Source organism: Streptomyces sp. NPDC047085 (assembly GCF_040643735.1).
Lineage (GTDB): Bacteria > Actinomycetota > Actinomycetes > Streptomycetales > Streptomycetaceae > Streptomyces.
In genome coordinates this window covers 200,798-208,500 of record NZ_JBEYUW010000007.1, presented here as the reverse complement: position 1 = coordinate 208,500, position 7,703 = coordinate 200,798, and the positions used below count along the sequence as shown (strand labels likewise).

The 7,703-nt window shown below is 74.0% G+C and carries 7 protein-coding genes; 4 read left to right on the top strand and 3 right to left on the bottom strand.

Annotation, left to right across the window (positions count from 1 at the left end; genetic code table 11):
* The first annotated feature begins 26 nt into the window (after positions 1–26).
* Together ABZ865_RS24695 and ABZ865_RS24690 are read left to right on the top strand one after the other, a co-directional pair.
* Positions 27–1,577, top strand: coding sequence for a DUF6519 domain-containing protein (locus ABZ865_RS24695; protein ID WP_361234190.1), 1,551 nt, complete (start codon positions 27–29; stop codon positions 1,575–1,577).
* On the top strand, positions 1,577–2,473 hold the full coding sequence (locus ABZ865_RS24690; RefSeq protein ID WP_361234187.1) for a peptidoglycan-binding protein: 897 nt from the start codon (positions 1,577–1,579) through the stop codon (positions 2,471–2,473). The genes ABZ865_RS24695 and ABZ865_RS24690 overlap by 1 nt, the downstream gene beginning before the upstream one ends.
* A gap of 67 nt (positions 2,474–2,540) precedes the next feature.
* Here ABZ865_RS24690 and ABZ865_RS24685 read toward each other — a convergent pair whose 3' ends face one another.
* Positions 2,541–2,942 (bottom strand): DUF5997 family protein, encoded by a 402-nt coding sequence (locus tag ABZ865_RS24685; protein ID WP_361234184.1) that lies wholly within the window; start codon positions 2,940–2,942, stop codon positions 2,541–2,543.
* 58 nt (positions 2,943–3,000) lie between these two features.
* Here ABZ865_RS24685 and ABZ865_RS24680 point away from each other — a divergent pair, with 58 nt between their 5' ends.
* The gene (locus ABZ865_RS24680) at positions 3,001–3,804 is read left to right on the top strand and encodes a LysR family substrate-binding domain-containing protein (protein WP_361234181.1); all 804 of its coding nucleotides are present in this window, start codon (positions 3,001–3,003) and stop codon (positions 3,802–3,804) included.
* A 73-nt stretch (positions 3,805–3,877) separates the two neighbouring features.
* Here ABZ865_RS24680 and ABZ865_RS24675 read toward each other — a convergent pair whose 3' ends face one another.
* Positions 3,878–5,377 carry an MFS transporter gene (locus ABZ865_RS24675; RefSeq protein WP_361234178.1) on the bottom strand — a complete coding sequence of 500 codons (1,500 nt, stop codon included), beginning with the start codon at positions 5,375–5,377 and terminating at the stop codon, positions 3,878–3,880.
* An 82-nt stretch (positions 5,378–5,459) separates the two neighbouring features.
* Entirely contained in the window at positions 5,460–5,936 is a 477-nt protein-coding gene (locus ABZ865_RS24670; RefSeq protein WP_361234176.1) for an Lrp/AsnC family transcriptional regulator, read from the bottom strand.
* Positions 5,937–6,197: 261 nt separating this feature from the next.
* Between ABZ865_RS24670 and ABZ865_RS24665 the strand changes: the two genes are divergently transcribed.
* Positions 6,198–7,688, top strand: a complete 1,491-nt coding sequence (locus tag ABZ865_RS24665) for an FUSC family protein (protein WP_361234173.1) — start codon at positions 6,198–6,200, stop codon at positions 7,686–7,688.
* The last annotated feature ends 15 nt before the right edge of the window (positions 7,689–7,703 follow it).

The following is a 7,703-nucleotide window of genomic DNA, read 5'->3' as shown; positions in this document are numbered from 1 at the left end:
ATTTCCGAACCAGGGGGACCCCCTTCATGCACGCTGATCTCTCACGCTCCACCTTCCGCCCGGAGCGGCACTACTCCGCGGTCATCGCCCAGCAGGGCCGCGTCCAACTCGACGCGGACCTCAACGAGCAGGCCGCGATCCAGCTCCACCAGGCCCGCACCCTCGCCGCCGACCTGATCGGACCGCACGGCGGCCCGAGCGGCGCCACCGGCTTCCACATCACGTACGTGGGCGGCAAGCACGACATCGACACCCTGCACATCGACGGCGGCCGCTACTACGTCGACGGCATCCTGTGCGACGCGGACCGCCCCCGGCCGGGCACTCCGGTGCCGGACGACGAAGCCGAGGAGCAGCAGCCCGTCGAGACGGACACCTACTGGGACTACTGGAACCAGCCCGACGGCTTCCGCGACCCCGAACGCCCCGGCGACCGGCTGCCCTCACCCGCCCAGTCACCCTTCGTCGTCTACCTCAAGGTGTGGGAGCGGGCCGTCTCCGCGGCCGAGGACCCCGCGCTGCGCGAGGTCGCCCTCGGCGCCGCGCTGCCCGACACCGCCGCCCGCGCCAAGGTCGTCTGGCAGGTCCTGCCGCTGACCCTGTCCGCGCTGGACGTCGAGGAGTCCGAGCCCTCCGTGCAGACGGTCCGGCGGGCGTTCGAGAAGTGGGCGACGGCCCAGGCGGCGCCCTCCGCCCGGCTCGCCGCCCGCAGCGAGCGGCCCGAGCACGCCGACGAGGACCCCTGCCTGGTGCGGCCCGACGCCCGCTACCGGGGCCCGGAGAACCAGCTGTACCGGGTGGAGATCCACGCCGGCGGCGAGGCGAAGGACGCCACCTTCAAGTGGTCCCGGGAGAACGGCTCCGTGGTCTTCCCGGTCGACGAACTCGACGGCACCTGGGTGCGGCTGGCGACCCTCGGCCTCGACGACAAGCTCGACCTCGACGTCGGTGACCTCGTCGAGTTCACCGACACCGCCTACGCCTCCCGTCTCGAACCCCTGCCGCTGCTGCGGGTGGAGGAACTGGACCTGCCGGGCCGCCGCGTCCGCCTGTCCGCCGAGCCGGACCCGCGGGTCGGCCGGCTGCCGCACCTGCACCCGTTCCTGCGCCGCTGGGACCACCACGAGGCACCCCGGCGCAAGGGCCGTACCACCGCCCTGAAGGGCGGCGCGATCCCGCTCACCGAGGGGGAGTGGCTGCCGCTGGAGGACGGCGTCGAGGTGTACTTCGCCAAGAACGGCGGCTACCGCACCGGCGACCACTGGCTGATCCCCGCCCGCACCGCCACCGGCCGCGTCGAGTGGCCCACGGACGCGGCCCGCCGCCCGCTGCTCCAGGCACCGGCCGGCATCGACCGGCACTTCGCGCCGCTGGCCCTGGTCAAGGGCGAGGGCAGCACCGTGGACCTGCGGCTCGCCTTCGGCCCGCTCGGCGCGGACATCCCGGCAGCCGACCGGACGGCCCTCGACGCCGAGGCGCTGGCCGCACGCGAGGAGGTGGCGGCCGAGGCCGGCCCCTCCGGCGGCCGCTCGCAGACCACAGCGGCGGCGGAGGCCGCCGCGGAAGGAGACGAGTGATGGCTCAGCCGATGACCGCGTCGCAACTGCTGGCGGCCCTGCGCGCCGAGGGCCTGACCGTCCACGAGGTCCGCGACTGGCGCCACCACAACCGCAACACCAAGGGCCCCTGGGGCCCGGTGAACGGCGTGATGATCCACCACACCGTCACCTCGGGCACCGAGAACTCCGTGAACCTCTGCTACAACGGCCGCTCCGACCTGCCCGGCCCCCTCTGCCACGGCGTCATCGACAAGCAGGGCCACGTCCACCTCGTCGGCAACGGCCGCGCCAACCACGCCGGCCTCGGCGACAGCGACGTCCTGCGGGCGGTGATCAACGAGACGACGCTGCCGCACGACAACCAGGCCGACGTCGACGGCAACCGGCACTTCTACGGCTTCGAGTGCATCAACCTCGGCGACGGCAAGGACCCCTGGCCCGAGGCGCAGAAGGAGGCCATCGAGAAGGTCTCCGCCGCGATCTGCCGGCACCACGGCTGGTCGGAGCGCTCCGTCATCGGGCACAAGGAATGGCAGCCCGGCAAGCAGGACCCGCGCGGCTTCACCATGGACGGCATGCGGAAGCGCATCGCCGACCGGCTCGCCGGGAAGGGCGGGGGCACGGGCCCCGGGAAGCCGGACCCGAAGCCCGCACCCAAGCCGAAGTACGCCCCGTTCCCGGGCAGCGGCTTCTTCCACATCGGGCAGCGCTCGCCCGTCATCACCGCGATGGGCCGCCGGCTGGTCGCCGAGGGCTGCGGGCACTACGAGGAGGGGCCGAGCCCGGAGTGGACCGAGGCCGACCGCAAGTCCTACGCCGCCTGGCAGCACAAGCTGGGCTTCAAGGGCAAGGACGCCGACGGCATCCCGGGCCGCACGAGCTGGGACCGGCTGAAGGTGCCGTCGGACAGCTGAACCGGAGGACCGGGGGAGACCAGGAGGATCGGGGGCGACCCCTGGGAGAGGCGGGAGACGGGGCGCGTCAGCCGCGCGCGGCGCCCTTCTCCTGCCGCTCCTTCTTCAGGTTCTTGATCCGCACGGACTCCTTGCGGACCTCGGCCTGGGTGGCACGCTCCTTCTCCAGCCACTCGGGCCGCTCCTCCTTGAGCGCCTCGATCTGCTCGGTGGTCAGCGGCTCGGTGACCCCGCCACGGGCCAGGCCCGCGATGGACACCCCGAGCTTCGCTGCGACCACCGGACGCGGGTGCGGGCCGTTCGCGCGCAGCTCGCGCAGCCACTCGGGCGGGTTCGCCTGCAGCTCGTTCAGCTCGGCACGCGAGACGACACCCTCCTGGAAGGCGGCGGGCGTGGCGGGGAGGTACACACCCAGCTTCTTCGCCGCCGTGGCGGGCTTCATCGTCTGGCTGCTCTGCTGCGAACTCATGAGGTCAAGGGTATCGGCCGCGTACGAGGGCTCCGACCACGGCCGGTAACCTGGCCTGGTGACAGGCTCGGAGGAATCACCGTCGTTCCGGCTCGCGTACGTTCCCGGAGTGACGCCCGCCAAGTGGGCGCGGATCTGGAACGAACGCCTGCCCGACATCCCGCTCACCCTCGTCCAGGTGCCGGCCGGCGAGGCGCCGGACGTGCTGCGCGCGGGGGAGGCCGACGCCGGGCTCGTACGGCTGCCGGTCGACCGTACGTTCTTCAGCGCGATCCCGCTCTACACCGAGACCACGGTGGTCGTCGTCCCGAAGGACCACCTGATCACGGCGGCGGACGAGGTGACCCTCGCCGACCTAGAGGACGAGGTCCTCTTCCACCCCCTGGACGACGTCTTCGACTGGGACAGCCCGCCCGGCGAGCCCGCCTTCGAGCGCCCCGCCACGACCCCGGACGCCATCGAACTGGTGGCGGCGAACGTCGGCCTGCTGATCGTCCCGCAGTCCCTGGCCCGCCTGTACCACCGCAAGGACCTCACCTACCGCCCCGTCACCGACGCGCCCGAGTCCAGCGTCGCCCTGTCCTGGCCGGAGGAGGCCACCACCGACCTGGTGGAGGACTTCATCGGCATCGTGCGGGGCCGCACGGTGAACAGCAGCCGGGGCCGCACGCGGCCGGACGCCCAGGCCGACGACAAGCGCAAGCAGAGCGGGTCCCGCCAGAAGCCGACGGCCGCGAAGTCCGCGCAGTCCTCGGGTGCGCGGTCGGGCGGCGCGAAGCCCACGTCTCGCGCCGCGCGCGGCCGCTCGGGCACGGGTGGCGCGAAGCCGGCCAAGCGGGGGAAGCCGCGCCGCAGGTCGTAGGCCGCGAGACCGTCGTACGAGTCGGCGGTCGTGCTCGGGGCCGTCAGGGGGATCGGTCGGCCGAGCGACCGCTCTACGACTCGCGCACCGGGCCCGCCGCCCCGTCCGCGGCGCCCGCCCGGACCGGCCCCCCGACCTCCGTCGGCTCCGGCTGCGCCAGCCCCTCGCGCAGATCGGCGACGGCCAGGACGAGGGCGATCAGGATGATGCCCACGGCCGTGAGCAGACCGAGCTGGAGGGCCGTGGTGGGGCTGCCGTGGTTGGCCAGATGGGCGAAGTACACCGCGCCCACGGCGGCGATGCCGGCCGCCGAGCCGATGCGCTGGGCCGTGACCATCACGCCCCCGGCCGCCCCGGCCCGGCGCACGGGCACCCGGGTGAGGGTCAGGGCCGTGTTGGGGGAGATCGTCACGCCGGAGCCGACGCCGGCGACGAGCAGCGGCAGCAGCGCGGCGACGGCGCCACCCCGCCCCGGCACCGCCTGCACGGCCACGACGACTCCGAGCAGCCCCACCGCCACCCCGACCAGACCGGCGATCACCACCCTGCGCCCGTGGCGCACGACCAGCCGGCCGCCCAGGGCCGCCCCGACCGACGAGCCGACGGCGAACGGCAGCGAGGAGAGTCCCGCCGCGAGCGCGCCGTAGCCCAGGCCGTTCTGCAGGTACAGCGTGTAGACGAAGAACACCGTGGTGAAGCCCGCGAAGTACACCAGGTTCAGCAGCACGCCCAGCGAGAAGGACCGCAGGGAGAAGAGCGTCAGATCGAGCAGCGGGGCCTTCCCGCGCCGCCCCTGCCGCCGCTCCCACGCCCAGAACGCCATCAGCAGCAGCGCCGCCAGGGGCAGCAGCGCCCACTTCTCCCGTCCGGTCCACTGCTGCTCCTGCACCAGCGGCAGCATCAGCGCGAGCACGCCCGCACCGAGCAGCAGGACGCCGGGCAGGTCGGCACCCTCCCGCCGGACCGCCGACCCGGGGGTGCGGGGCAGCAGCCGCAGCGCCGCGCAGAAGGCGGCCACGCCGATGGGCAGGTTCACGTAGAACACCCAGCGCCAGCCGTCCTCGACCCCGAACGCCTCGATCAGCAGTCCGCCGGCCGGCGGACCGACCGCCGTGGAGACGCCGACGACGCTGCCCAGCATCCCGAATGCCCGGGCCCGCTCGGCGCCCTGGAACATCTGCTGGATCAGCCCGGTCGTCTGTGAGGCGACGATGCCCGAGGCCACGCCCTGCATCAGCCGGTACAGCACCAGCCAGCCGGAACCGGGCGCCAGCCCGCACGCGGCCGAGGTCAGCGTGAACAGGGCGAGCCCGAACAGGAACGCCGTACGCCGTCCGCGCACGTCACCGAGCCGGCCCGCCGGGACGAGGGCGAGCCCGAAGGTGAGGGCGTAGCCCGAGACCACCCACGACACGTCGGCCGCGTCGGCGCCCAGCCCGCGTTCCACCGAGGGCAGCGCCACGTTCACGATCGAGCTGTCGAGGAGCGTCATGAACCCGCCCGTCAGACAGACGGCGAGGGCCTTCCAGCGACGCGGGTCGGCAGTGGCCTGACGCGTCTCGACTGTAGTCATGCAATCACGCTATGCAGCAGGCGTCCTACGCGCATGTCGTGATCCGCGCGGGGAAGCCCCCGCGCCGGAGCGCGACGTCACGTCAGGCGCGGGCCGCCCGGCCGATCGACTCCACCAGCGGCAGCATCCGGTGCGGCACCCGCTCGCGCAGCGCCACCTCCGTCCGGGTGCGCACCACGCCCGGCAGGCTGATCAGCTTCTGGATGACGTCCTCCAGATGGGCGTTGTCCCGCCCCACCACCCGGGCCAGCAGATCCCCGCCCCCCGTGATCGAGAAGGCCTCGACGATCTCCGGTACGGCGGCCAGCGCGTCCCCGACGTCGTCCAGATGGCCCTGCGTGACCTCGATGTGCACGAACGCCAGCACCGGATGGCCGAGCGCGGCGGGGGAGAGCGAGGGGGCCGTACCGGTGATGACACCGTCCCGCTCCATGCGGTCCAGGCGGGCCTGGAGCGTGCCGCGGGCGACACCGAGGATGCGGGCGTACTCGCGCACGCTCGTGCGCGGCTGCTCCAGCAGCAGTCGCAGAATGCGGGTGTCGAGTTCGTCCACGGCCATGGCGCTCCGGCCTCCTCGTACCAGTTGATCAACGCCGACTGTACCAATGGCCCAGCGCCACGCGATGCGCACATGCCCCGCCACCTGGTCCGTTGGCCCGCCGGTGGACTGTTGATCCCTTCCCGTGCTGGTCCAATGGCCCAGCGATCCGGGTGGCAGTTGAGCCAGTCGGCCTCGTGATGCTCTCATGGAGACGTCGATGGCGCTGCGGACCCCCGCGGCGCCTTTTTCGTGCGGACTTCCACAAGGGGGCGGACAGCAGTGCTGAAGAGGGTGTTCGTGGCGCCGGACCCGGGGCGGGCGCGGCTGCGCTTCGCCGCGCGGGCCGTGCTCGGCATCGGTCTGGCGGTCGTCGCGTGCGGGCTCGCGGGGCACTCCCTCGTCGGCGCCGTCGCCGGCGGCCTCGCCGCGCTGCTCGCCCTGTTCACCGTCGCCGACGCCACCGTGCGCGGGCAGGCGGTCACCACCGCGCTGCTGCCCGTCGTCGGCGTGCCCGTGCTCGCCGTGGCGGCCGAGCTGCACACCCACCCGGTGGCCCGGGACCTGACGTTCCTCGCCGTGGTCGGGGCCGGCGTCTACGCCCGCCGCTGGGGCCCGCGCGGGCACAGCCTCGGCGTGTTCGCCTTCATGACCTTCTTCGTGGCCCAGTTCCTGCACGCGACGCCCGGCCGGCTGCCGGAGCTGTACGCCGCCGTCCTGCTGTCCGTGCTCAGCGCGGCGGCGGTGCGCTTCGGCCTGTGGTGCTACGAGCGCCGGCTGCCCCCGGCCGCCGTCCCCGCCCCGCCCGCCGGCACCGGGCTGGCCCGCGTGACGACCCGGCAGGCGGTGCAGGCGGTCGCCGGCGCCGGATTCGCGCTGGTCGTGGGCCAGCTGGTGTCCGGGCAGCGCTGGTACTGGGCCGTGGGCGCCACCTGGTGGGTCTTCGTGAACACCGCCTCGCGCGGCGAGACGCTGGTGCGCGGCTTCCGGCGCGTCCTCGGCACCGTCATCGGCATCGTCCTGGGCTTCCTGATCGCCGTGCCGGTGCACGGGGCGCCCGTCCCCACCGCCGTCCTCGTCGCGGTCGCCGTCTTCGGCATCTTCTACACGGCCGCCGTCTCCTACACCTGGATGATGCTCTGGGTGACCCTGCTCGCCGAGTCGCTCTACGGCCTCCTCGGCGTCCTCAGCCCCGGCCTGCTGGCCCTGCGCCTCACCGAGACCGCCGTCGGCGCCCTCGGAGCCGTCCTCGCCGTGCTGTTCGTGCTGCCCGTCACCACTCACGCCACCACCGACGCCTGGATCCAGCGCGCCCTGCGCTGCGTGCACGCCTGCACCGCCGAGGCCGCCGCACGCCTCGCCGGCTCGCCCACCGCCGACCCCGCGCCGCGGGTGGCCGAGCTGGAGCGGCTGCTCGGCCGGGTCCGGCTCTCGGTCGCGCCGCTGGTGCACCCGCTCAACCCGATGCTCGGCCGCAAGCGGCGCGCCCGCCGGGTCCTCGACCTGCTCGACGACTGCGCCCGCGAGATCCGCGGCCTGGTCGCCGTCGCCGCCGACCCCGAGGCCTCCCACGACGCCCGGCTGGCCGCCGCCTGCTGGCGGGTGGAGGCCGCGGTGGAGGCCCTCACCGAGGGCGGCTCCGACCCCGTCCACCGACCCGCCGACGCCCCCGCCGAGCCCGCCCTGGCCCACCTCCACGGCCTGGAACGCGCCCTGGCCGACCTGGCGGAACCCCTGCGAACCCCCACGGGCTCACCACTGGTCGGCGCCTGAGGGCCGCCGGCGGTC